This window comes from Jatrophihabitans sp. YIM 134969, from assembly GCF_054456675.1.
Window position 1 is genome coordinate 1 of sequence record NZ_JBTJEQ010000005.1, and the last position, 23,419, is coordinate 23,419.

At 71.3% G+C, this 23,419-nt stretch carries 25 protein-coding genes; 24 read left to right on the forward strand and 1 reads right to left on the reverse strand.

Annotated features, from left to right (window positions below):
* The 21 genes from rho to ACXR2U_RS04290 all read left to right on the forward strand — a co-directional run.
* Positions 1-1,828: transcription termination factor Rho (rho, locus tag ACXR2U_RS04190; protein ID WP_458823675.1), on the forward strand; the 1,828-nt coding region annotated here is incomplete at its 5' end.
* A 334-nt stretch (positions 1,829-2,162) separates the two neighbouring features.
* A complete protein-coding gene (locus tag ACXR2U_RS04195) occupies positions 2,163-3,485 on the forward strand; it encodes an ABC transporter substrate-binding protein (protein ID WP_458823676.1) in 1,323 nt (440 codons plus the stop codon).
* 170 nt (positions 3,486-3,655) lie between these two features.
* Complete coding sequence (locus tag ACXR2U_RS04200) at positions 3,656-4,732, forward strand: carbohydrate ABC transporter permease (RefSeq protein ID WP_458823677.1); 1,077 nt, start codon at positions 3,656-3,658, stop codon at positions 4,730-4,732.
* 11 nt (positions 4,733-4,743) lie between these two features.
* Entirely contained in the window at positions 4,744-5,634 is an 891-nt protein-coding gene (locus ACXR2U_RS04205) for a carbohydrate ABC transporter permease (RefSeq protein WP_458823678.1), read from the forward strand.
* Positions 5,635-5,859: 225 nt separating this feature from the next.
* Positions 5,860-6,090, forward strand: a complete 231-nt coding sequence (gene rpmE, locus ACXR2U_RS04210; protein ID WP_458823679.1) for a 50S ribosomal protein L31 — start codon at positions 5,860-5,862, stop codon at positions 6,088-6,090.
* Positions 6,091-6,180: 90 nt separating this feature from the next.
* Complete coding sequence (gene prfA, locus ACXR2U_RS04215) at positions 6,181-7,245, forward strand: peptide chain release factor 1 (RefSeq protein WP_458823680.1); 1,065 nt, start codon at positions 6,181-6,183, stop codon at positions 7,243-7,245.
* 176 nt (positions 7,246-7,421) lie between these two features.
* The gene (prmC, locus tag ACXR2U_RS04220) at positions 7,422-8,324 is read left to right on the forward strand and encodes a peptide chain release factor N(5)-glutamine methyltransferase (RefSeq protein WP_458823681.1); all 903 of its coding nucleotides are present in this window, start codon (positions 7,422-7,424) and stop codon (positions 8,322-8,324) included.
* Positions 8,315-8,956 (forward strand): L-threonylcarbamoyladenylate synthase, encoded by a 642-nt coding sequence (locus ACXR2U_RS04225; protein WP_458823682.1) that lies wholly within the window; start codon positions 8,315-8,317, stop codon positions 8,954-8,956. The genes prmC and ACXR2U_RS04225 overlap by 10 nt, the downstream gene beginning before the upstream one ends.
* A gap of 11 nt (positions 8,957-8,967) precedes the next feature.
* Entirely contained in the window at positions 8,968-10,104 is a 1,137-nt protein-coding gene (locus ACXR2U_RS04230; protein WP_458823683.1) for a glycosyltransferase family 4 protein, read from the forward strand.
* On the forward strand, positions 10,101-10,526 hold the full coding sequence (locus ACXR2U_RS04235) for a hypothetical protein (protein WP_458823684.1): 426 nt from the start codon (positions 10,101-10,103) through the stop codon (positions 10,524-10,526). The genes ACXR2U_RS04230 and ACXR2U_RS04235 overlap by 4 nt, the downstream gene beginning before the upstream one ends.
* Positions 10,527-10,614: 88 nt before the next feature.
* Positions 10,615-10,962 (forward strand): AtpZ/AtpI family protein, encoded by a 348-nt coding sequence (locus ACXR2U_RS04240; protein ID WP_458823685.1) that lies wholly within the window; start codon positions 10,615-10,617, stop codon positions 10,960-10,962.
* Entirely contained in the window at positions 10,959-11,762 is an 804-nt protein-coding gene (gene atpB / locus ACXR2U_RS04245) for a F0F1 ATP synthase subunit A (protein ID WP_458823686.1), read from the forward strand. The genes ACXR2U_RS04240 and atpB overlap by 4 nt, the downstream gene beginning before the upstream one ends.
* Positions 11,763-11,830: 68 nt before the next feature.
* Positions 11,831-12,055, forward strand: a complete 225-nt coding sequence (locus ACXR2U_RS04250; RefSeq protein WP_458823687.1) for a F0F1 ATP synthase subunit C — start codon at positions 11,831-11,833, stop codon at positions 12,053-12,055.
* A 50-nt stretch (positions 12,056-12,105) separates the two neighbouring features.
* Entirely contained in the window at positions 12,106-12,678 is a 573-nt protein-coding gene (locus ACXR2U_RS04255; protein ID WP_458823688.1) for a F0F1 ATP synthase subunit B, read from the forward strand.
* Between the two features lie 8 nt (positions 12,679-12,686).
* Positions 12,687-13,508, forward strand: coding sequence for a F0F1 ATP synthase subunit delta (locus ACXR2U_RS04260; RefSeq protein ID WP_458823689.1), 822 nt, complete (start codon positions 12,687-12,689; stop codon positions 13,506-13,508).
* A 73-nt stretch (positions 13,509-13,581) separates the two neighbouring features.
* Positions 13,582-15,183 (forward strand): F0F1 ATP synthase subunit alpha, encoded by a 1,602-nt coding sequence (gene atpA / locus ACXR2U_RS04265; protein WP_458823690.1) that lies wholly within the window; start codon positions 13,582-13,584, stop codon positions 15,181-15,183.
* A gap of 3 nt (positions 15,184-15,186) precedes the next feature.
* Positions 15,187-16,131 carry a F0F1 ATP synthase subunit gamma gene (locus tag ACXR2U_RS04270; protein WP_458823691.1) on the forward strand — a complete coding sequence of 315 codons (945 nt, stop codon included), beginning with the start codon at positions 15,187-15,189 and terminating at the stop codon, positions 16,129-16,131.
* A complete protein-coding gene (gene atpD / locus ACXR2U_RS04275; RefSeq protein WP_458823692.1) occupies positions 16,128-17,585 on the forward strand; it encodes a F0F1 ATP synthase subunit beta in 1,458 nt (485 codons plus the stop codon). Before ACXR2U_RS04270 ends, atpD begins: the two co-directional genes overlap by 4 nt.
* Before the next feature lie 55 nt (positions 17,586-17,640).
* Positions 17,641-18,048, forward strand: a complete 408-nt coding sequence (atpC, locus tag ACXR2U_RS04280) for an ATP synthase F1 subunit epsilon (RefSeq protein ID WP_458823693.1) — start codon at positions 17,641-17,643, stop codon at positions 18,046-18,048.
* A 51-nt stretch (positions 18,049-18,099) separates the two neighbouring features.
* Positions 18,100-18,513 carry a DUF2550 domain-containing protein gene (locus tag ACXR2U_RS04285; protein ID WP_458823811.1) on the forward strand — a complete coding sequence of 138 codons (414 nt, stop codon included), beginning with the start codon at positions 18,100-18,102 and terminating at the stop codon, positions 18,511-18,513.
* A 64-nt stretch (positions 18,514-18,577) separates the two neighbouring features.
* Positions 18,578-19,078 carry a hypothetical protein gene (locus ACXR2U_RS04290; protein WP_458823694.1) on the forward strand — a complete coding sequence of 167 codons (501 nt, stop codon included), beginning with the start codon at positions 18,578-18,580 and terminating at the stop codon, positions 19,076-19,078.
* An 18-nt stretch (positions 19,079-19,096) separates the two neighbouring features.
* On the opposite strand, the gene ACXR2U_RS04295 is transcribed toward ACXR2U_RS04290, so the two are convergent.
* Complete coding sequence (locus ACXR2U_RS04295; RefSeq protein ID WP_458823695.1) at positions 19,097-19,687, reverse strand: cob(I)yrinic acid a,c-diamide adenosyltransferase; 591 nt, start codon at positions 19,685-19,687, stop codon at positions 19,097-19,099.
* Between the two features lie 64 nt (positions 19,688-19,751).
* Here ACXR2U_RS04295 and ACXR2U_RS04300 point away from each other — a divergent pair, with 64 nt between their 5' ends.
* From ACXR2U_RS04300 to murA, 3 genes are read left to right on the forward strand one after another with little or no spacing between them, the layout of a single operon-like run.
* A complete protein-coding gene (locus ACXR2U_RS04300) occupies positions 19,752-20,879 on the forward strand; it encodes a hypothetical protein (RefSeq protein WP_458823696.1) in 1,128 nt (375 codons plus the stop codon).
* Between the two features lie 29 nt (positions 20,880-20,908).
* Positions 20,909-22,105 carry a hypothetical protein gene (locus tag ACXR2U_RS04305; RefSeq protein ID WP_458823697.1) on the forward strand — a complete coding sequence of 399 codons (1,197 nt, stop codon included), beginning with the start codon at positions 20,909-20,911 and terminating at the stop codon, positions 22,103-22,105.
* Positions 22,106-22,121: 16 nt separating this feature from the next.
* Positions 22,122-23,402 (forward strand): UDP-N-acetylglucosamine 1-carboxyvinyltransferase, encoded by a 1,281-nt coding sequence (gene murA, locus ACXR2U_RS04310; protein WP_458823698.1) that lies wholly within the window; start codon positions 22,122-22,124, stop codon positions 23,400-23,402.
* Positions 23,403-23,419: the final 17 nt, after the last annotated feature.

Genomic DNA, 23,419 nt, shown 5'->3' on the forward strand with positions numbered 1-23,419 from the left:
CTCCGCCGCGGCCACCGTCGACGCCCCGGCCACCGCCACGCCGACGACGTCCGGTGACGCCACGACGGCGCCGGCCGCCGAGGTCGCCGACTCCGCGCCCACCCGCACCGAGCGCCCGCCGCGTCAGGGCCGCGACCGCGGTGAGCGCGGCGAGCGCGACCGTGACAACCAGAACCGTGACGCCCAGAACCGTGACGGCCAGAGCCGTGACGCCCAGCGCGACGGCCAGCAGGGTCGCGACAACGGGAACCGTGACGGCCAGAACCGTGACAACCAGGGCCGTGACAACCAGAACCGTGACGGCGGCACCCGGGACGGGCGTGACGGCCAGCAGGGCCAGCGCGGGGACCGCCAGGGCAACCAGAACGGCCAGAACGGTCAGGGCAACCAGGACCGCCAGGGCAACCAGGGCAACCAGGACCGCCAGGGCAACCAGAACGGTCAGGGCAACCAGAACCGGCAGGGCGGCAACGACCGGGGCAACGACCGGGGCAACGTCCGCGTGAACGACCGCGTCAACGACCGGGACCGGGGCAACGACCGCTACGACGACGACGACGACGAGGACGGCAACGGTCGTCGCCGCGGCCGTCGTTACCGCGACCGCAACCGCAACCGCAACCGCGACCGTCAGGGCGGCGGCCAGAACGAGGGCGGCGGCAACGACCGCGAGCCCACCGTCGGCGAGGACGACGTCCTGGTCCCGATCGCGGGCATCGTCGACGCGATCGAGGACAAGAACGCCTGGTTCGTGCGGGTGAACGGCTACTTCGCCAGCCCGGACGACATCTACGTCCAGAACTCCTTCGTGCGCCGCTTCGGCCTGCGTCGGGGCGACGCCGTCACCGGTGCCGTGCGGCAGTTGCGCGACGGTGAACGCCGCGAGAAGTACAACCCCCTCGTGCGGCTCGACACCGTGAACGGTGCGGCGCCGAGCGAGGCGGGCGGTCGTCCGGAGTTCACCCGGCTCACGCCGCTCTACCCGCAGGAGCGACTGCGGCTGGAGACCGAGTCCAACATCCTCACCACCCGGGTCATCGACCTGGTGATGCCGATCGGCAAGGGCCAGCGCGCCCTCATCGTCTCGCCGCCGAAGGCCGGCAAGACGATGGTGCTGCAGTCGATCGCCAACGCCATCACGACCAACAACCCCGAGTGCCACCTCATGGTCGTCCTGGTCGACGAGCGGCCCGAGGAGGTCACCGACATGCAGCGGTCGGTGAAGGGCGAGGTCATCGCCTCGACCTTCGACCGCCGGCCGCAGGAACACACGATGGTCGCGGAGTTGTCGATCGAGCGGGCCAAGCGCCTGGTCGAGATGGGCCACGACGTCGTCGTGCTGCTCGACTCGATCACCCGCCTGGGCCGCGCGTACAACCTCGCGGCGCCGACCAGCGGACGCATCCTGTCCGGTGGTGTCGACTCGTCGGCGCTCTACCCGCCCAAGCGGTTCCTGGGTGCGGCGCGCAACATCGAGAACGGCGGCTCGCTGACGATCATCGCCACCGCGCTGGTCGAGACCGGTTCCGCGGGCGACACGGTGATCTTCGAGGAGTACAAGGGCACGGGCAACGCCGAGCTCAAGCTCGACCGCAAGATCGCGGACAAGCGCGTGTTCCCGGCGGTCGACGTCGACCAGAGCTCCACCCGCAAGGAGGAGCTGCTGCTCGCCACCGACGAGTTCGCGGTGGTGATGAAGCTGCGGCGGGTGCTGCACGCCCTCGACCCGCAGCAGGCGATCGACCTGCTCACCGACCGGCTCAAGAAGACCCGCAACAACTACGAGTTCCTCATGCAGATCGCGAAGACGACGCCCGGCGGCGACTGACACGACTGCACTTCACGACGGCCACACGGGGGCGGTCGACGGGCGACCGTCGGCCGCCCCCGGTCGTCTCCCGGGTCTCCGGTGGTCGTGGCGGCCCGCTCCGACCGCCTGCACGCTGGTCGGCCCCGAGCACGACACGGACGACGCGCCGACACGTCCCGTGCGCTCCCAGCACACTTTCGCAACCTGCCGGTAACAGTTGTGCATCCGCACACGTGGCGCCCTTCCTCTGAGCTGCCCCGGGTGCTTGGGTGCAGAGATCGGCTGTAAGCGGTACCGGTCGCCGTGCACCTTCCGCAGCGGCGCGGGACACACGAAAACGAGAGGACCACGCATGGGGACGTCCACCGGCTCTCGATGGACCACGCACTTCCGTGGCGCGGGCAGCACCCGTCGCGCCACGCGGATCGTCGGCGCAGTCGCGCTGACCGGCCTGGCGGCCAGCCTGCTCGCCGCCTGTGGCGGCGGGAGTGGCGGCGGGGGGTCGGACTCCGGCAACTCGACCGGGCCGATCACCTACGTCCAGGGCAAGGACAACAACGGCATCCTCAAGCCCCTCGCCGAGATGTGGAACAAGGACCACCCCGACGAGCAGGTCACCATCCGGGAGCAGTCGGACCAGGCCGACGCGCAGCACGACGACCTGGTGCAGAACTTCCAGGCCAAGAACGCCGACTACGACGTCGTCTCGGTCGACGTCGTGTGGACCGCCGAGTTCGCGGCGCAGGGCTGGCTCGTCCCCCTCGAGGGCGACTACAAGATCGACACCACGGGCTTCCTCAAGCCGACCGTCGACGCCGCCACCTACAACGGCAAGCTCTACGCAGCCCCGGGCACCTCGGACGGCGGCCTGCTCTACTACCGCAAGGACATCATCCCCACGGCGCCCACGACGTGGGCGGACATGATCGCCGACTGCGCCAAGAAGGGGTCGGTCCGTGACTGCTACGCCGGCCAGTTCGCGCAGTACGAGGGTCTGACCGTCAACGCGGCCGAGGCGATCAACAGCGCCGGCGGCCACATCCTCGACGACTCGGGCAAGCCCGACGTCGACACCGACGCCGCGAAGAAGGGTCTGTCGTTCCTGACCGACGGCTTCAAGCAGGGCTACATCCCCTCGAACGGCCTGACGTTCCAGGAGACCCAGAGCCTGGACGACTTCCAGCAGGGCAACCTGCTGTTCCTGCGCAACTGGCCCTACGCCTACAGCCTGCTCTCGGCGACCGACGGCAGCTCGAAGGTCAACGGCAAGTTCGGCGTCGCGCCGTTGCCGGGTCTCGACGGCCTGGGCTCGTCCAGCCTCGGCGGTCACAGCATCGCGATCAGCGAGTTCAGCGACCACAAGCAGACCGCGAAGAAGTTCCTCGAGTTCTACACCTCGGAGGCCACCCAGAAGTTCCTGCTGGAGGAGTCCTCGCTCGCCCCGGTGCGCGAGAGCCTCTACGGCGACACCGAGCTGCAGTCGAAGTTCGGCTACCTGTCGACCCTGAAGACCGCCATCGAGAACGCCGTGCCGCGTCCGGTCACGCCGTTCTACCCGGCCGTCACGCAGGCGATCCAGCAGAACATCTTCGCAGCGTTGCAGGGCAACAAGAGCGTCGACCAGGCGCTGAAAGACCTGCAATCGGCTCTCACGACAGCCACCAACGGCAACTGAGTCGAGACCGGCCGTCCCGGCCGGCTGATCCGCCCGGGCGCGGACCGGAACCGCGAGGTTCCGGTCCGCGCCCGGCGCGGCTAGCGTGGCTCCACGCCACACCTTCGTGACGTCGCTCACCGTGCGGACGGCCCACCGGACCGTCCGCGGGTCCCCGAGGAGGCACCTCCGTGACAGCAGTTGCCGGCCAGGCAGCCGAGAACGCCGAACGCAACGCCACACCGGGTTCCGGTGGCGGGAACGAGCGCCGACGCAAGATCAACTCCGGTGAGGGGAAGTTCGCGGCCATCCTGGTCGCCCCGGCCGTGCTGGTCCTCGCCGTCGTCGTCGGCTACCCGCTCATCGCCGCCATCATCAACAGCTTCCGCAGTGACAAGGGGCTCGACCCGGTCACCAAGTTGTTCAACCAGGGTGGGCAGTGGATCGGGCTCACCAACTGGATCCACTGGCTCGGCCAGCGGTGTGGCGACACCAAGTGCCCGCCCGGCAACACCGGTGGCCTGTTCTGGAAGTCGACCACCTTCACCTTCGGCCTGACCATCGTCGAGGTCCTCATCACGACCATCATCGGTCTGCTGTTCGCGCTGATGATGAACAAGGCGTTCAAGGGTCGGGCCTTGGTGCGCGCGGCGATCCTCGTGCCGTGGGCCATCCCCACGGCGGTCACCGCCAAGCTCTGGTACGTCATCTTCCAGAGCGAGGGTGTGTTCAACAAGATCTTCGGCCTGGACACCGTCTGGTTGTCCGGCGGCTGGCCCAGCCGGGCCGCGATCCTCATCGCCGACAGCTGGAAGACCGCGCCGTTCATGGCGTTGCTCATCCTCGCCGGTCTGCAGATCATCCCGGCCGACCTCTACGAGTCGGCCAAGGTCGACGGTGCCACGGCCTGGCAGCGCTTCTACAAGATCACCCTGCCGCTGGTGAAGCCGGCGCTCGTCGTGGCGGTGATCTTCCGGGCCATGGACGTCATGCGCATGTTCGACCTCCCGGCGATCCTCACCGGTGTCAACAACCCCGACACCTCGACGTTGTCGGTGCTGGTCTACCGGCAACTGCAGCAGGGCCGGACCTACGAGGCGTCGGCGTTGTCGACGATCACGTTCATCTTCATCTTCCTGCTGGCCTTCATCCTCATCAAGGCGCTGGGTGCGGACCTGAGCCAGAGCGAGAAGCCGAAGAAGCCGTCGCGTGCAGAACGCCGCGAGGCCGCCCGTGAGAAGGCCGCGGCTCCCGCGGCGAAGGTCTGAGGAGGACGACCATGACCGCCACCGCCGTCCCCACCGCCACGGCCACCGCGGGTTCGGGCGAGTACGCCCCGCCGCGCAAGTCGCCGTGGCCGATGATCCGCAACGCCGCCGCGATCGTGCTGATCGCGCTGTGGTGTCTGCTGCCCTTCTACTGGATGTTGGTGCTGTCGCTGCGGCCCAACAACGAGGTGTTCCAGGGTGGGTTCTTCTTCAGCAACGTCACGTTCGACAACTACACGTACGCGTTCCAGGAGGGGAACTTCGGGCGCGCGCTGCTCAACAGCCTGTTCATCGGCGCCGTCGTGACCCTCGTCGGGATGGTGTTCGGCGTCTTCGCGGCGTACGCGGCCGCCCGGCTGCAGTTCCGCGGCAAGGGTGTCCTGCTCGGCGCGATGCTCGCGGCGTCGATGTTCCCGCAGGTCGCGCTCATCACCCCGCTGTTCCAGCTGTTCACCAACATCGGGTGGCTGGGGTCCTACCAGGCGATCATCGTGCCGCAGATCGCGTTCGCGCTGCCGCTGTCGGTCTACACGCTGACCAGCTTCTTCCGCGAGATGCCGTGGGAGCTCGAGCAGGCGGCCAAGGTCGACGGCGCGACCCCGTTCCAGGCGTTCCGCATGGTGATCCTGCCGCTGGCGGCGCCCGCCATGTTCACCACCGCGATCCTGGTGTTCCTCGCCAGCTGGAACGACTTCCTGATCTCGGTGCTGATGTACAGCAACAAGCCGAACCTCGCGCCGGTCACCGTCGCGATCGCCCGGTTCTCGGTGGGGCCGAACCAGACCCCGTTCGCACAGCCGATGGCCGCCGGTGTGATCGTCACGATCCCGCTGGTCATCATCGTGCTGCTGTTCCAGCGCCGGATCGTCTCGGGCCTCACCGCCGGCGGCGTCAAGGGCTGATCCGGCCCCCGGCGACGGCACCCGGCGACCGGGCCGGTCGGCACTCCCTCACCGGGAATGCCGGCCGGCCCGTCGCCGTTCCACCACCCGGAAGGCGTGGTGTCGGTCCTCTGGCACACTGGAGCGCTGTACCACCACCCGGACCCGGTTCACGGCTCGTTCTCTTGCCGACCCGGAGCCACCACTCGGCCCGCACGAGGCGGGCCGCACGAAGGGATCCAGAACATGAAGACCGGCATCCACCCCGAGTACGTCGACACCACCGTCACCTGTTCGTGCGGGAACGAGTTCCACACCCGCAGCACGGTCGGGTCCGGCGAGATGCGCGTCGAGGTCTGCTCCGCCTGCCACCCGTTCTACACGGGCAAGCAGAAGATCATGGACACCGGCGGCCGCATCGCGCGCTTCGAGCAGCGCTACGGCAAGCGGGCCGGCAAGGCCACCGACGCCAAGTAGCTCCACCACCGACGGCGCCCACCCCACCCGGGGTCGGGCGCCGTCGTCGTGTCGGGGGCAGTGAACGGACGAGAGGGACGGGAGCAGACGGTGGCGGACCTCGGGGCGCTGCGGGCGGAGTACCAACACCTGGAGCAGACGCTCGCGGACCCCGCCGTGCACGCCGACCAGTCGACCGCCCGCGCGTTGGGTCGGCGCTTCGCCGAACTCGCCCCGGTCGTCACCGCCGCCGACGACCTCGACGCCGCGCGGGCCGACCGCGACACCGCGTTGGAGCTGGCCGCCGACGACGACTCGTTCGCCGCCGAGGCCGACGCCCTGGCCGTGCGCATCGACGAACTCTCGGACACCCTGCACGAGCTGCTGACGCCGAAGGACCCGGACGACGCCAAGGACGTCCTGCTCGAGGTCAAGGCGGGGGAGGGCGGCGAGGAATCCGCCTTGTTCGCCGGAGATCTGCTGCGGATGTACCTGCGCTACGCCGAGGCCCGCGGGTGGGTCGCCGAGGTCCTCGACCAGGAACCCACCGACCTCGGCGGCTACCGCTCCGTGACCGTTGCGGTGCGCAACCGTCGGGCCGTCGGGCCGTCCGAGGGGGTGTGGCGGCGGATGAAGTGGGAGGGCGGGGTGCACCGCGTGCAGCGGGTGCCCGTCACCGAGTCGCAGGGCCGCATCCACACCTCGGCGGTCGGCGTCCTCGTCCTGCCCGAGGCCGAGGAGGTCGAGGTCGACATCGACCCGAACGACCTGCGCATCGACGTCTTCCGGTCGTCGGGCCCCGGCGGTCAGAGCGTCAACACCACCGACAGCGCCGTCCGCATCACGCACCGGCCCACCGGCACGGTCGTGTCGATGCAGAACGAGAAGAGCCAGCTGCAGAACAAGGCCGCCGCCATGCGCGTCCTGCGGGCCCGGCTGCTCGCCGCAGCGCAGGACGTGGCCCAGGCCGAGGCGTCCGCGAGCCGCCGCGCGCAGGTCCGCACCGTCGACCGCTCCGAGCGCGTCCGCACGTACAACTTCCCCGAGAACCGGATCGCCGACCACCGCGTCGGCTTCAAGGCCCACAACCTCGACCAGGTCCTCGACGGCGCCCTCGACGACGTCATCGACGCGCTCGAACGGGCCGACCGTGACGCCCCGGACGAGGACGCCTGACCCGTGTTACCCCGCTCGGCCCCCGGCTCCGCTCCCCGCTCCGCCCCGCGGTCCCGGTCCGGGTCTGGTGAGTGGTCATGTACCCCCGCGAGTGGTCACATCTTTCCGACCACTCGGCGGGGGAGCTGCCCACTCGCCCGTTCGGGGTGGCGGCGCACCACGTCGGGACGGGTCCGGTGACGGAGGGAGTCGCGGGGCCCACGCCGCGGCGCGCGTTGCTGGGCGAGGCCGCGCGGGAGCTGCGGGACGCGGGGGTCGACGCCGCGTGGGTCGAGGCGCAACTGCTGCTCGCCCACGCCCTGGACGTGGAGTGGGGGCAGCTGCTGCTGCGCGACGACCTCGACGACTCGGCCCGGGAACGGTTCGCCGAGGCCGTGGCCCGGCGGATCCGGCGGGAACCGCTCCAACACATCACCGGCAGCGCTCCCTTCCGCTGGATCGAGCTCGCGGTCGGGCCCGGGGTGTTCGTGCCGCGGCCCGAGACCGAACTGGTCGTCGACCTCGCCGCGGACGACCTGCGCACCGCTCACACCGTGGTCGACCTCTGCGCGGGGTCGGGCGCCCTCGCCCTGGCCGTGGCCCACGAACACCGGCAGGCGTCCGTGACGGCCGTCGAGCGCTCGCCCGAGGCCCTGGCGTGGCTGCGCCGCAACGCCGCCGAACGGGCCGCCGCGGGGGACCCGCCGGTCGAGGTCGCCGCGGCCGACGTCGTGACCTGGCGTCCCGCCGGCCTCGAGGGCCGGGTCGACGTCGTCCTCGCGAACCCGCCCTACGTGCCCACCACCACGGACGTCGCCGCCGAGGTCCACGCCGACCCGCCCGAGGCGGTCTTCGCCGGACGCGACGGTCTCGCGCTCGTCCCGGGGCTCGCCGCCACCGCCGCGTGGCTGCTGCGGCCGGGTGGGTTGCTGGTCGTCGAGCACGACGAGACGCACGCCGACGCCGTCCGCGACCTGGTCGCCGCGGCGGGTTTCGAGGGCGTCGTGACCGAGCACGACCTGGCCGGGCGGGCGCGCTTCGCGACGGGCCGTCGCAGCGGCGCGACACCCGCGCGGCAGGATGGTCGCTCGTGGGAGTGAACCTGGACTGCATCGACCCCGGCACCCGTGAGGCCGCCGTGGAGGCGGCCGTGCGCTCGGTGCGTGCGGGCCAACTCGTGGTCATGCCGACCGACACCCTCTACGGCATCGGCGCCGACGCGTTCGACAGCGCCGCGATCAACGGTCTGCTCTCGGCCAAGGGCCGCGGGCGCGACATGCCCGTCCCGGTGCTGGTCGGCAGCTGGGAGACGGTCGACGGCCTGGTCTCGCACGTCGACGACCGGCTGCGCGACCTCGTCGAGGCCTTCTGGCCGGGGGGTCTCACCATCGTCGTCGAGCACGCCCGCTCCCTGACGTGGGACCTGGGTGACGCCCGCGGCACGGTCGCCCTGCGCATGCCCCTGCACCCCGTGGCCCTCGACGTCCTGCGCGAGGTCGGGCCGATGGGGGTCTCGAGCGCGAACCGCAGCGGCCAGCCGCCCGCGAAGACCGCGCAGGAGGCCCGCGACCAGCTGGGCGACCTGGTCTCGGTCTACCTCGACGCCGGACCGGTCCAGAAGGGCGTGGCGTCGACCATCATCGACGTCACCACCGAGATCCCCAAGGTCCTCCGGAGCGGGGCCGTCGACATCGACGCACTGCGCAGGGTCCTCCCGGACGTGCAGGGCTGAGCTGAGCGCCCGTGCACCCCAGCCTCGAGTACGCCCTCGTCTGGTGCGTCGCCGCCGCGGGCGTCCTCATGCTCACCCCGTTCGCGCGGGTGCTTGCCCTGCGGTGGGGCGCGATCGCGCGTCCGCGTGACCGCGACGTGCACGCCTTCGCCATCCCGCGCCTCGGCGGGGTCGCGATCTACGCCGGGTTCGGCCTCGCCATCCTGGTCGCGCACAGCCTGCCGACGCTGCGCACCACGTTCACCAACGGCAACCAGATCGCGGGCGTCATGGCCGCGGGCGGTGTCCTGCTCGTGCTCGGCATGCTCGACGACCGCTACGAGCTCGACTCGTTGACCAAGCTCGCGGGTCAGGTGCTGGCGAGCGGGGTCATGGTGATCTACGGCGGCGTGCAGTTCACCGCGCTCTACCTGCCGTTCGGGCCCGGCTTCGTCTCCTTCGGGCTCGACGTCGGGTTCCCGGTCACCGTGCTGTTCACCGTCGTCACCATCAACGCGCTCAACTTCATCGACGGCCTCGACGGCCTCGCCGCCGGGGTCTCGGCGATCACCGCGCTGTCGTTCTTCGCCTACGCGTACCACCTGGCCGACACCGGTCAGACCGAGGTCACCAGCGCGGCCCTGCTGCTCAGTTCGGCGCTGGCCGGAGCGTGCACCGGCTTCCTCGCCCACAACTTCGCACCGGCCCGGATCTTCATGGGCGACTCCGGCTCGATGTTCGTCGGGCTGGTCCTCTCGGCCGCGGCCGCCTCGGCGGTGGCCCAGAGCGACCCCGGCACCTACGGCACCGCCCTCGGGGCCTTCCCGCTCTACGTCCCGCTGCTCACCCTGGTCTTCGTGCTGGCGCTGCCGTTCGTCGACCTGGTGCTCGCGATCATCCGGCGCATCTCGCGCGGGGAGTCGCCGTTCAAGCCGGACAAGCAGCACCTGCACCACCGGCTGTTGCAGCGCGGACACAGCCACCGGCGGGCGGTGCTGATGTTGTACTTCTGGTCGGCGTTGCTCGCGGTCGGCGGGGTGTCGCTCTCGATCACCACCCGGCCGCTGCTGGTCGGGGTCGTGGTCGCCGTCCTCGCCGTCATCGGACTCGTCGGGTCGCTGGTCCCGCGCATCGGTGTGCGTCGTCATCCGCCGCAGGTCGCACCGTGAGCGCGCTCTGGGACCGCGGCAGCCTGCCCTCCCGTGTCGCGGTGGCGACCTCGAGCCGGGTCGCGCTCGCCGGCGTGGTGCTCGGTGCGCTGGTCGCCTTCGTCGGGGGCTGGACCTGGGCGCTGTCGGTCGCGCTCGGTGGCGGGACCGTGCTGCTCGTGCTGTGGGGGAGCGCGCGGGTGCTCATCGCGGGCACCCGGAAGGCCACCCCGCCGGTCGCTCTGCTCCTCGCGCTGGGCCTCTACCTGCTCGCGGTCATCGGGCTGTTCGTCCTCGCCGTCGTGACCCGTCCCGTCGCGGGCGGCGACGGACCGTTGCAGCCGGCCGGGGTCGGCGCGGGCGTGCTCGGGGTGGTGCTGTGCTGGACGGTCGCGCTGCTGGTCGTGCACGTGCGCCACGACCGCGGACCGCGCTCGCGGTGATCGTCACCGAGGCGCTCGCGGCGGCGTTTGCAAGGCCCGTACCTGGTGGTCGGGGCTGTGTTCCAGCCCTGTTACAGTCCGGGTGGACATGAGCGGCCGAACTCCGAGCGCAGCGCCGGTCACCACCGATCCGTGGGCGGCGTTCGGCTACATCGTGTCCGGTGTGGCGGTCTACGGGCTCGCCGGGTGGGGTCTGGGCCGTTGGCTCGGTGCCGCCTGGCTGATCCCCGTGGGCGTCGTCTTCGGTGCCGTGCTCGGGATCTACATGGTCATCGCCCGCTTCCGCGTGGGGATGGCCCACCTGGACTCCGTGGCGGGTGGCGAGCACGACGACGTGAACGCAGTGTCGCCCACCACCCCGACCGACCGCCAGTCGAGCGACGGACCCACCGGTCCCGACGGCCGACAGACGACCAGCCGAGGAGCTGACGCGTGAGCGCTGACGTGACGTACCTGGCGGACTTCACGCCGCCCGGACCGAACGACTTCGAGTTCCCCTCGCTGTTCGGCAACCAGACCGGCGAGCTGGGTCAGCTGCTGACCAAGTCCTCCTTCCTGCTGGTGCTGGCGGCGGTCGTCGTCGCCGCGTACTTCCTCATCAGCACACGCAAGCTGCAACTGGTTCCCAGCAAGGGCCAGTTCGTGCTGGAGTCCAGCTACAACTTCGTCCGCGACTCCATCGGCCGCGACATCATCGGCACCCGCGACTTCCTGCGGTGGGTGCCGCTGCTGGTCAGCCTCTTCTTCTTCATCCTGGTCAACAACATCTTCGGCATGTTCCCCGTGCTGGAGTTCCCGAGCTTCTCGCGCGTCGGGTTCGCGTACGGGCTCGCCATCATGGTGTGGGTCATCTACAACGCCGTCGGCATCGGCAAGCACGGGTTCTTCGGCTACCTGAAGTTCGTCACCGTGCCGCCCGGCGTCACCGGCCCGGTGCTGCTGCTGGTCATCCCGCTCGAGTTCCTCTCGAACATCCTGGTGCGGCCGGCCACGCTGTCGTTGCGATTGTTCGCGAACATGTTCGCGGGCCACCTGCTGATCATCCTGTTCGCCACCGGCGCCGAGTACCTGCTCATCGACGCTGCCGGCTTCGTCAACCACATCGCGGGCGTGCTGTCGTTCGTCCTCGGCGTCCTGGTCGGCTTCCTGGAACTGCTGGTCGAGTTCCTGCAGGCCTTCGTCTTCACCCTGCTCACCGCGACGTACATCGGCGGCGCGCTGTCCGAAGAACACTGATCCCCTTCCGCTGACCGGCGGTCCTCGGCGCGCACCCGCTCGCTGATCACCTCGAAAGGAACCCAGCAATGCTTCAAGGAAACATCAGCGACCTCGGTTCGCTGAACATGATCGGCTACGGTCTCGCGGCGATCGGCCCCGGCATCGGCATCGGCCTGATCTTCGCGGCCTACATCGCGGGCACCGCCCGTCAGCCCGAGGCGCGCAACGTCCTGCAGCAGATCGCGATCCTCGGCTTCGCGCTCGCCGAGGCGCTCGCGATCATCGGTATCGCCCTCGCGTTCGTCCTCTAGACGGCCGCGTCGTCAACGGATCGATCGAGTCACACGGTGGGAGGTAGTCGATGAGCGCCAGGTTCTTGGCGGCGGAGGGTGAGATCAACCCGATCCTCCCGCACCTGTCGGAGATCATCCTCGTCCTGGTCGTCTTCGGGATCTTGTTCTTCCTGATCCGGAAGTACGTCGTGCCCGCGCTGGAGAAGGCCTACGCCGCGCGGCGCAACGAGATCGAGGGCGGGATCGAACGCGCCCGGCAGGCGCAGGAGGAAGCGCAGCGCACGCTGGCCCAGTACCAGCAGCAGCTGGCCGAGGCCCGCACCGAGGCCGCGCAGATCCGCGAGAGTGCCCGCGCCGAGGCGCAGCACATCGTGGAGGACCTCCGCACGCAGGCGCAGGAGGAGTCCGCCCGCATCGTGTCCCGCGGTGAGGAGGCCCTCTCCCAGCAGCGCGAGCAGATCGTGCGCGAGCTGCGCGGTGAGATCGGCGTGCTCGCGGTCGACCTGGCCGGCCGCATCGTCGACCAGCGCCTGGCCGACGACGCCGCGGTGCAGCGCACGGTCGACGACTTCCTGGCCGGCCTGGAGTCCCAGGACGCGATCACCCAGGACGCCGCGACCGCCAGCCCGGCGGGGGAGTGACGTAGCCCGTGCCCGTCTTGAACGCCGCCAGTCGTGAGTCGACCGCGCGCGTCCTCGAGGACCTCGACGCCACCGCGGGTGGTCTGTCCGACCGCCCCGCGGTCGCCGGGGGTCTGTTCGGGATCGTCGGCGTCCTCTCCGGCAACGCCGGCCTGCGCCGCACGTTGGCCGAGGCCAGCGTCGAGTCCGACGACCGGGCGGGGCTCCTGCGCCGCCTGTTCGACGGCCGGGTGCCGGCCGCCACGCTCGACATCGCGTCGGACGTGGTCGGCAAGCGTTGGTCGAACCCGTGGGACCTGGTCGACGCGCTCGAGGGCGCGGGCAACCAGCTCCTGCTCATCGAGGCGGAGCAGGCCCGTCACCTGGAGGCGGTCGAGGACCAGCTGTTCCGGTTCGGACGGATCGTCGCGGGCGACAGCGGCCTGCGCGGTGCGCTCGACGACCGGACGGTGCCCGGGGAGCAGCGGGCCACGCTCGCGACCCGGTTGCTCGACGGCCGGGCCGACCCCGTCACCGTCGCGCTCGTGACGCAGGGGGTGCGTTCCACCTCGCACCCCAGCGTCGAGCTCGCGGTCGACGACCTGCTCGAACTCACCGCCTCCCGCCGGCAGCGCTCGATCGCGAGCGTCACCAGTGCGGTCGCGTTGAGCGACGCCCAGACCGAACGGCTCGCGGCCACGCTGAGCCGGCTGTACGGCCGTGACATCGCGGTGCGGGTCGACGTCGACCCGCGCATCCGCGGCGGCCTCGTCGTCCGGTTGGGCGACGAGATCATCGACGGCAGCGTGGCCACCCGCCTCGCGGCCGCCCGGTCGAGACTCGGCGCCTGATGGACCCGCGCGGCCGAGCGCGCACCATGGACAGCACCATCCGCACCACACCGACGACGAACCAGGGACGGTCATGACTGAGCTGACGATCTCTGCGGACGAGATCCGCAGCGCACTCGAGGACTACGTCTCCTCGTACAGCACCACCGCGACGCGCGAGGAGGTCGGCGTCGTCGCCGAGGTCGGCGACGGCATCGCCCGCGTCGAGGGCCTGCCGAGCGTCATGACCAACGAGCTGCTGCGCTTCGAGGACGGCACCCTCGGCCTCGCGCAGAACCTCGACGTGCGCGACATCGGCGTGGTCATCCTCGGTGACCCGGCGACGATCGAGGAGGGCCAGCCGGTCAAGCGCACCGGCGACATCCTCTCGGTCCCGGTCGGCGACGCCTTCATGGGCCGCGTGGTCAACGCCCTCGGCCAGCCCATCGACGGCCTCGGCGAGATCGCCGCGGAGGGTCGCCGCGACCTCGAGCTGCAGGCGCCCACCGTGGTGCAGCGCAAGGAGGTCCGCGAGCCGCTCTCGACCGGCATCAAGGCCATCGACGCGATGACCGCCATCGGCCGCGGCCAGCGTCAGCTGATCATCGGCGACCGGCAGACCGGCAAGACCACCGTCTGCGTCGACGCGATCATCAACCAGCGCGACAACTGGAAGTCCGGCGACCCGAAGAAGCAGGTGCGCTGCATCTACGTCGCCGTGGGCCAGAAGGGCTCCACCATCGCGTCCGTCCGCGGCACGCTGGAGGAGGCCGGCGCGATGGAGTACACCACCATCGTCGCCTCGCCCGCCGCCGACTCCGCAGGCTTCAAGTACCTCGCGCCGTACACGGGTTCGGCCATCGGCCAGCACTGGATGTACGACGGCAAGCACGTCCTCATCGTGTTCGACGACCTGTCCAAGCAGGCCGAGGCCTACCGCACGGTGTCACTGCTGCTGCGCCGCCCGCCGGGCCGCGAGGCCTATCCGGGCGACGTCTTCTACCTGCACTCCCGCCTGCTCGAGCGTTGCGCCAAGCTCTCGGACGAGCTGGGTGGCGGCTCGATGACCGGCCTGCCGATCATCGAGACCAAGGGCAACGACGTCTCGGCGTACATCCCGACCAACGTCATCTCGATCACCGACGGTCAGTGCTTCCTCGAGACCGACCTGTTCAACGCCGGTGTGCGTCCGGCCATCAACGTCGGCATCTCGGTGTCGCGCGTCGGTGGCGCGGCGCAGTCCAAGGCCATGAAGTCGGTCGCCGGTCGCCTGCGCGTCGACCTCGCCCAGTACCGCGACCTCGAGGCGTTCGCCGCCTTCGGGTCCGACCTGGACAAGGCCAGCCAGGACCAGCTGGCCCGAGGCGCCCGCATGACCGAGCTGCTCAAGCAGCCGGCGAGCTCGCCCTACCCGACCGACCGTGAGGTCGTGTCGATCTGGGCCGGCACCACCGGCAAGCTCGACGACATCGACGTCGCGGACATCCGCCCGTTCGAGAAGGCGTTCCTCGACTACGTCGCCCACAACCAGCCGGGCATCTACGACGCCATCAACGAGAGCGGTCAGCTGTCGGACGACACCGTCGGCCAGCTCGAGAAGGCCGTGGCCGAGGTCAAGGCCAACTGGCAGGCCGAGAAGGACTCGCAGCGGGCGGCGGACGAGAACAAGGTCGACACCGACAAGAAGGCCTCCTGACCCATGGCCGGCCAGCTCCGGGTCTACCGCCAGCGCGCTCGCGCTGTGCGGTCGACCCAGAAGATCACCAAGGCGATGGAGCTCATCGCCGCGTCGCGCATCGCCAAGGCGCAGGCGCGGATGCGGGCTGCCCGCCCGTACGCCGAGGAGATGACCAACGCGCTCGCGGCGCTCGGTGGCAACGCCTCGCTGCAGCACCCGATGCTCACCGGGGTCGAGAACCCGAAGCGGGCGGGCATCCTGGTCATCACCTCGGACCGCGGTCTCGCCGGTGGTTACAGCTCGAACGCGATCAAGCGGGCGAACGACGTCGCCGCGCGGATCGAGTCCGAGGGCAAGGAGCCGGTCCGGTACGTCATCGGCCGCAAGGGCGTCGGGTACTACCGCTTCCGTCGCATCGAGGTCGCGGGCGCCTTCACCGGGTTCTCCGAGCAGCCCAGCTTCGACCTCGCCCGTGAGGCCATCGACACCGTCGTGGCCGCGCTGCTCGCCACCAGTGAGCGGCACGTCCACGGCGACGAATCGGCCCCGATGGGCATCGACGAGCTGTACCTGGTCTCGACCCGGTTCGAGAACAGCGTCACCCAGATCGTCACCGCGTCGAAGATCTCGCCCGTGCAGGTCGAGCAGACGGACGACGACGACGAGCGCACGTCCGACGGCCCGCAGCCGCAGTACGACTTCGAGCCCGACGCCTCGGCGCTGCTGGACTCGCTGCTGCCGCGCTACGTCGGCGCCCGGATCTACTCGGCGCTGCTGGAGTCCGCGACCTCGGAGTCCGCGGCCCGTCGGCAGGCCATGAAGTCGGCGAGCGACAACGCCGACGAACTCATCAAGACCTACGTCCGTCTCGCGAACCAGGCGCGCCAGGCGGAGATCACCCAGGAGATCAGCGAGATCGTCGGCGGCGCCGATGCTCTCGCATCAGCAGGAGGAGACGACCGATGACCATCACCGAGGAGATCGTCAACCGCGACGAGCACGTGACCGGCCGCGGCCGGGTCGTGCGGGTCATCGGCCCGGTCGTCGACGTCGAGTTCGGGCGCGACTCGATGCCCGAGATCTTCAACGCCCTCACCGTCCCGATCACCCTGGGCGACACCACCAAGCAGCTGTGGCTCGAGGTCGAGCAGCACATCGGTGACGACATGGTGCGGGCCATCGCGCTCGCCCCCACCGACGGCCTGGTCCGCGGCACCGAGGTGACCGACACCGGCAAGCCGATCACCGTGCCGGTCGGTGACGTCACCAAGGGCCACGTCTTCGACGTCCTCGGCCGCCCGCTCGACGTCACCGTCGAGGAGCTCGGCGAGCACGACACCTGGCCGATCCACCGGCAGCCGCCGGCGTTCGACCAGCTGGAGTCCAAGACCGAGCCGCTCTGGACCGGCATCAAGGTCATCGACCTGCTGACCCCCTACGTGGTCGGCGGCAAGATCGGCCTGTTCGGCGGTGCGGGCGTCGGCAAGACCGTGCTCATCCAGGAGATGATCTACCGCGTCGCCGAGAACTTCGGTGGTGTGTCGGTGTTCGCCGGTGTCGGCGAGCGCACCCGTGAGGGCAACGACCTCATCGCGGAGATGACCGACTCCGGCGTGCTCGAGAAGACCGCGCTGGTCTTCGGTCAGATGGACGAGCCGCCGGGCACCCGCCTGCGCGTCGCCCTGACCGCGCTCACGATGGCGGAGTACTTCCGCGACGTGCAGAAGCGGGACGTCCTGCTGTTCATCGACAACATCTTCCGGTTCACGCAGGCCGGTTCCGAGGTGTCGACGCTGCTCGGCCGCATGCCGTCCGCGGTGGGCTACCAGCCCACGCTGGCCGACGAGATGGGCCAGCTGCAGGAGCGGATCACCTCGACCCGTGGTCACTCGATCACCTCGATGCAGGCGATCTACGTGCCCGCCGACGACATCACCGACCCGGCCCCGCACACCACCTTCGCCCACCTCGACGCCACGACCACGCTGTCGCGGCCGATCTCGGAGAAGGGCATCTACCCCGCGGTGGACCCGCTCGACTCCACCTCGCGCATCCTCGACGCCCAGTACATCGGGCAGGAGCACTACGACGTCGCGAACCGCACCAAGCAGATCCTCCAGCGCTACAAGGAACTGCAGGACATCATCGCGATCCTCGGCATCGACGAGCTCTCCGAGGAGGACCGCATCCTGGTGGGCCGCGCGCGGCGCATCGAGCGGTTCCTCTCGCAGAACACGTTCGTCGCCAAGCAGTTCACCGGCATCGACGGCTCGTTCGTGCCGATCGAGGAGACGGTGGACGCGTTCAAGCGCCTCTGCGACGGCGAGTTCGACGAGTACCCCGAGCAGGCGTTCTTCATGTGCGGTGGCATCGAGGACCTCGAGCGCAACGCGCAGAAGCTCCGCGAGAGCAGCGACTGAGCTGCTCCGCCCCGATCACGCCAGACACGACACGAGGAACAGGTAGGGCAACGCCGTGGCCACGATGCACGTCGAGCTGGTCTCGATCGAACGCGCGCTGTGGTCGGGTGAGGCCACCGCGGTGAACGCCCGCACGGTCGAGGGCGACATCGGGGTGCTGCCCGGCCACGAGCTGATGATCGCGGCGCTCGCCCCGGGCTACGTCGTGCGCATCGACCGCGAGGGTGAGGAGCCGCTGCGCGTCGCCGTGCACGGCGGCTTCCTCGCCGTCCGCGAGGGTGCGGTGTCGGTGCTCGCCGAGACCGCCGAGCCGGCCGACGAGATCGACGTCGCCCGCGCCCGGGACGCCCTGCAGCGGGCCGAGGGCGAACTCGCCTCCGACGCCGACTCCGAGGTGGCCCTCGCGGCCCGCGACCGGGCCCGGGCCCGACTGCGTGCTGCCGGCGAGGAAGTCTCGGTCTAGACCGGTCGAGTCCGCCACCGTCCCGCCGCCCCGGAGCGCGTCACCGTGCCGATGATCGTCGACGTGGTCGTCGTGGTGGTGGTCGTCCTGGTGGTGTTGCTGTTCGCCGGGGTGCTCGCGCGGCAGCGGTTCATGTTGCGCGGGGTCGGCGGCATCCCGCTCGCCCTGCGCACCGAGACCCCGGCCACCAAGCGGTGGCTCTACGGGGTCGCGCAGTACCACGGCGACGAGCTGCGCTGGTACCGCGCCATGGGCGTCGGTTCGAAGCCCAACCGGACGTTGCTGCGCGCCGAGATCGAGGTCGTCGGCCAGCGGGCGCCCCGCGCCGACGAGGTGTCGGCGCTGCCCGCCTCGGCCACCGTCGTCGAGGTCCGTGACCCGGCCGGCACGGTCTCCCTCGGGTTCGGCGAGGGCGCCGTGACCGGGTTCCTGTCCTGGCTCGAGGCGTCGGCACCCCGCTGGTGAGCGTCGCCGTCACGATGCGGGGCGGGGCTGTCTGAGGCCGGTCCGGGCTGGGCACGGCTGAGGTATGGGCACCTCGACACGACGTTCCACCGTCCTGGTCACGGCCGCGCTCGCGCTGGCCGTGCTGGCCGGCTGCGGGGACGACAACGGCGGCAAGGGCAACGGCAACGGAGCGGGGCAGCCGACCTCGACCGGGCCGCAGAGTTCCGCACCCGATCCCATCCCCTCGGAGACCACCGCCCTGCCGACTCCCGACACCGCCCAGACGGCCGCGCTGCTCGCCGCGCTGACCGCTGTCGACCCGGCGCTCGCGGTCGTGGACACCGACGCGGTCCAGAACTCGGTGGCGTTGTGCGGGGCGCTGCGCGATGGCGACGACCCGGCCACGGCCGTGCCCGCGACGTTCCCCGACGTCGACCTCTCGGCCGGTCAGCAGCAGGCGGTGGCCGACGCCGTCACGTCCGGGTTCTGCCCCCTGACCGGTGTCTCGGCCACGCCGGGCTCGTCGAGCTCACCGGACGCCTCGAGCTCGCCGGACGCCTCGGGGACGGCCGTCGAGACCTGAGCTCGACGTGCAGCCCGTTCAGGCCGCGCCGCCGCCCGGCTTCCACAGCACGTCGCCGTCGGGGTTCGCGACCCGGGCCAGGATGAACAGCAGGTCCGAGAGCCGGTTGAGGTACCGCAGCGCCGCGGGCGTGACCACCTGACCCTCGTCCGCGGCGCGGAGCGCGGCCTGCAGCTCCCACGCACTGCGCTCGGCCCGTCGGGCCACCGTGCGGGCCGTGTGCAGCAGGGCCGCGAGTGGCGTCCCGCCCGGCAGCAGGAAGCTGTCGAGCTTGCGGAGCCGGGCGTTGTACTCGTCGCACCACTCCTCGAGCCGGTCGACGTACGCGTCGGTCACCCGCAGGGGCGGGTACGTGGGGTCCTGGACGACCGGCGTGCAGAGGTCGGCGCCGACGTCGAACAGGTCGTTCTGCAGCGCCGTCAGCACCGCCTCGAGCTCGACCGACGGCCGCCCGAGCGCGATCGCGACCCCCAGGGCCGCGTTGGTCTCGTCGCAGTCGGCGTACGCCACCACCCGCGGGTCGGTCTTGGCCACCCGGGACATGTCGCCGAGGCCGGTCGTGCCGTCGTCGCCGGTCCGGGTGTAGATGCGGGTCAGGTGTACGGACATGCACCGACCTTAGGTCGGCGGCGCAGCCGTGACGGATCCCTGTCCAGGCATCACACTGACGAACGTGGCCACGCTCGCACACGAGGGGGTCGAATTCCTCGACCCTGTCGTCGACATGCGCGGTGGGCCGGGCACCGAGCCGGCGCCGGATGCAGGCGACGACGCACCGCAGCGTCCCGGTCCCCGGTGGCGCGCCGTCGTGGCGGCCCTGGTGGTCGTGGGGGGTCTGCTCGCCGCGGCCCGGGTCGTCGGGGCACCCCCGCCGGTCGCGCCCGCCGTCGCCACCGAGGCACCGGTGTTCGCGGGCCACGTCGCACTGCCGGCCGACTTCGGGTCGCCGGTCCAGATCGTGGCCGCCGCGGCCCGGTCCGAGGACGTCGTCTGGGTCCTCGGGAGCGGCGGCCAGCTCGCCCGGGTCGTCGACGGCGTGGTCGCGACCGTCACGGTCGAGCGGGGGTACGGGGCCGTGGCGGTCCGGCCCGACGCTCGCGGCGTGTTCGTCACGACCGGCCGGTTCGCCCCGGTCGTCGTCGCCCTGGACCCGCTCACCCTGGAGGCCCGGGGGCAGGCCCCGGCGGCCGCCCCTGTGACCGCGCTCGCGGCCGGGGTCGGCTCGGTGTGGGCGGCCACCTCCTCGGGCGTCCAGGGATGGACCACGGACCTCCGACGCGCCCTGCGGCCGATGGTCGTCCCCGTGGAGGTCACCTCGGTGCGGTCGCTCGCGGTCGTCGGGGCACGCCTGCAGGCGGTCGTCGCGACCACGCCCGGGGTGAGCGCGTTGCTGCGGCTCGAGCCACCGGGCGGCGGCGCCCGCCTGACCTCCACGTTCCGTGACCCCGTGAGCGTCGTCCCCGGCATCCCGGCGCTCGTCGCCCACGTGGGCGCGCGCGGGGCGGTGGAGGTCGCCCCGGACCCGTCGGACCCCAGCGCGGCCACCCCGCGCCGGCCGCTGCCGGCCGACGCCACCCTGTGGCCGGGACCGGTGCCGGGGTCGGGCACCTGGATGGTCGCGACGCCGACCAGCGCCACCCTCGACTGCTTCGACGCCGCCGGCGACCTGGTCGGACGCATGACCGTCGGCGACCGGGGCCGGGGGATCACCGGACCGGTCGCCACCACCCGACGCGCGGTCTACGCCGCCACCGCCGACGGCAGGCTGTCGCGCGGCGGCCACGGCTCCTGCCACGGCTGAGGTCGGACGGGCCGGGGCACACTGATCCCGTGCCCCGCGACCGCGTCGAGTTCGTCGACGCGGAGCCCGGCTCCGCAGGCGGCAGCGTCGACGACGTCCTCGACGTCGGGCGGCCGGACGCGCCACACGGTCGCCGTCCGGCCGGCCGGGCGCCCCTGGTCGCCGTCGGCGCCGCGGTGGTCGTGCTGGTCGCAGCCGTGCTGGTCGGGCGGGCCGTCGGCGGCTCCCCGACTCCGACGGCGTCGCCGTCCGCGTCGCCGTCGGTGTCCGGTCGCGGCTCGCCCCTGCCGCCCGCCCCGGTGGTCGGCCTGGTCGGGCTGCCGCGGGCGATCGGCACCCCGCGCGAGCTGGTCGCGAGCGCGAGCGGCGACGACATCGTGTGGATGCTCGACCGCGGGGCCGGGATCGTCCGCATCCAGAACGGTCAGGTGACGGCGGTGCAGCTGCTCGAGTCGCAGGCGAGCGCCATCGCCGTGAGCCCGCTGGGGGACCGGCTCTACGTGGCCACGGCCGTCGGCCGGCCGGCGGTGCAGGTGTTCGACGCGACCACGCTGGAGCCGGGCCGGTCACGGGCGATCGAGGGCAGCATCGCGGCGATGGTGGTGTCGACCGACGCCGTCTGGGCGGCGAGCGGCTCGCGTCTGCTGCGCCTGGACCTCGACAGCCTCGACACGCTGTCGACCGTGGACATGCCGGGGGTCATCACCACCGACCACCTGCGCATGCAGGTCGAGCAGACCAGCAGCGACGAGCCGTACGTCGTGGGCCTGGTCACCGGCACGGCGGGCTCCGACGCCGTGGTCTCCCGTTTCGTCCGGGTGGACCCGGCGACCGAGCAGGCGCGGTTCGGTCCGCCGATCCCGCACGTCACCGACGTCGCGACTGCGAGGTTCCTGACGTGGGTGACGACCTCCGACGACCCGCCGGTCACGGAGGGGTTCGCGAGCGTGCTGGACCGGAGCCCGGAGACCTCGATCCGGCCGCCGCTCGCCCCGGGCACCCGCATCTACGACGGCGGCAGCGGGTTCGCCGCGATCCTGTCGGTCGCGCCGGACTCGTCGGTGGTCACCTGCCGTGACCCGGGTGGCTTCGCGTCCTCGGAGATCGACGTCGGCCCGGCCCTTCCCGACGCCACGATCACGGGCCAGGTGCTGCGGACCTCCTCGGCGTTCTACGTCGTGACCGACCGCGGGTTGGTGCGCCAGGGGGTCGGCGACTGCCGCTGACCTACGATCGGGCCTCGTGCAGGTGTTGCGGGTCCAGGGCGGGGCGCGGCTGGCGGGGACGGTCCCGGTGGTCGGCGCGAAGAACAGCGTGCTCAAGCTGATGGCGGCGAGCCTGCTCGCGCCCGGCACGACGACGCTGCACAACCTCCCGGCGATCTCGGACGTCGGCATCATGACCCAGCTGCTGGAGCGGCTGGGGTGCACCGTCACCGGGTCGCACGCCGCAGACGGCTCGGACTCGGTGACCATCGAGGTCCCCGAGGACCTCGCCGACGAAGCGCCCTACGAGCTGGTCCGCCAGATCCGCGGGTCCATCGCGGTGCTGGGCCCGCTCGTCGCCCGCTGCGAGGTGGCGCGGGTGGCGCTGCCCGGCGGCGACGCCATCGGCTCGCGGCCGATCGACATGCACCTCGCCGGTCTGCGCAAGATGGGCGCGGACATCGACATCGAGCACGGCTTCGTGGTGGCCCGGGCCGGACAGTTGCACGGTGCCTCGATCTACCTGGACTTCCCGTCCGTGGGCGCCACCGAGAACATCGTCACCGCCGCGGTGCTGGCCAAGGGCACGACCGTGCTGGACAACGCCGCGCGCGAGCCGGAGATCGTCGACCTCTGCCGCATGCTGGTCGCGATGGGCGCCCGCATCGACGGCATCGGGACGTCCGAGCTCACGGTCGAGGGTGTCGACGCCCTGCACGGCGTCACCCACGTGGCGGTTCCCGACCGGATCGTGGCCGGCACCTGGGCCTGCGCCGCGATGGCCACCCGCGGCGACATCCGGGTCACCGGCGCCGACGCGTCGCACCTGCGGCTGCTGCTGGACAAACTCGACGGGGCCGGCGGCGTGGTGCAGGTCTACGACGCCGCCGAGGGCGGCGGGTTCCGCGTGCAGATGCCCGACCGGCCGCGGAGTTTCGACGTCGTCACGTTGCCGTACCCCGGGCTGGCGTCGGACCTGCAGCCGCAGGCGATCGCCATGCTCTCGGTCGCCGACGGCGTCGCGATGATCACCGAGAACCTGTTCGAGGCCCGCTTCATGTTCTGCGACGAGATCGCACGCATGGGCGCGGACGTCCGCACCGACGGCCACCACGCCGTGGTCCGCGGCCGGACGCGACTGTCGGGTGCACCGGTCGTGGCGTCCGACATCCGCGCCGGGGTCGGGCTGGTCATCGCGGGTCTGGTGGCCGAGGGGGTCACCGACGTCAGCGGCGTGCACCACATCGACCGCGGGTACGTCCGCCTCGACGAGCAACTGCGGGCGCTCGGGGCCGACGTGCAGCGCGTCGAGGTCTGACGCGCCTCGAGGCCGCC

Bases quoted from the DNA above. Each gene is read 5' to 3' on its own strand.
- ACXR2U_RS04195 (WP_458823676.1), top strand. From the start codon at position 2,163: ATGGGGACGTCCACCGGCTCTCGATGGACCACGCACTTCCGTGGCGCG.
- ACXR2U_RS04205 (WP_458823678.1), top strand. From the start codon at position 4,744: ATGACCGCCACCGCCGTCCCCACCGCCACGGCCACCGCGGGTTCGGGC.
- rpmE (WP_458823679.1), top strand. From the start codon at position 5,860: ATGAAGACCGGCATCCACCCCGAGTACGTCGACACCACCGTCACCTGT.
- ACXR2U_RS04240 (WP_458823685.1), top strand. From the start codon at position 10,615: ATGAGCGGCCGAACTCCGAGCGCAGCGCCGGTCACCACCGATCCGTGG.
- ACXR2U_RS04250 (WP_458823687.1), top strand. From the start codon at position 11,831: ATGCTTCAAGGAAACATCAGCGACCTCGGTTCGCTGAACATGATCGGC.
- ACXR2U_RS04255 (WP_458823688.1), top strand. From the start codon at position 12,106: ATGAGCGCCAGGTTCTTGGCGGCGGAGGGTGAGATCAACCCGATCCTC.
- atpA (WP_458823690.1), top strand. From the start codon at position 13,582: ATGACTGAGCTGACGATCTCTGCGGACGAGATCCGCAGCGCACTCGAG.
- ACXR2U_RS04270 (WP_458823691.1), top strand. From the start codon at position 15,187: ATGGCCGGCCAGCTCCGGGTCTACCGCCAGCGCGCTCGCGCTGTGCGG.
- atpD (WP_458823692.1), top strand. From the start codon at position 16,128: ATGACCATCACCGAGGAGATCGTCAACCGCGACGAGCACGTGACCGGC.
- ACXR2U_RS04285 (WP_458823811.1), top strand. From the start codon at position 18,100: ATGATCGTCGACGTGGTCGTCGTGGTGGTGGTCGTCCTGGTGGTGTTG.
- ACXR2U_RS04290 (WP_458823694.1), top strand. From the start codon at position 18,578: ATGGGCACCTCGACACGACGTTCCACCGTCCTGGTCACGGCCGCGCTC.
- ACXR2U_RS04295 (WP_458823695.1), bottom strand. From the start codon at position 19,687: ATGTCCGTACACCTGACCCGCATCTACACCCGGACCGGCGACGACGGC.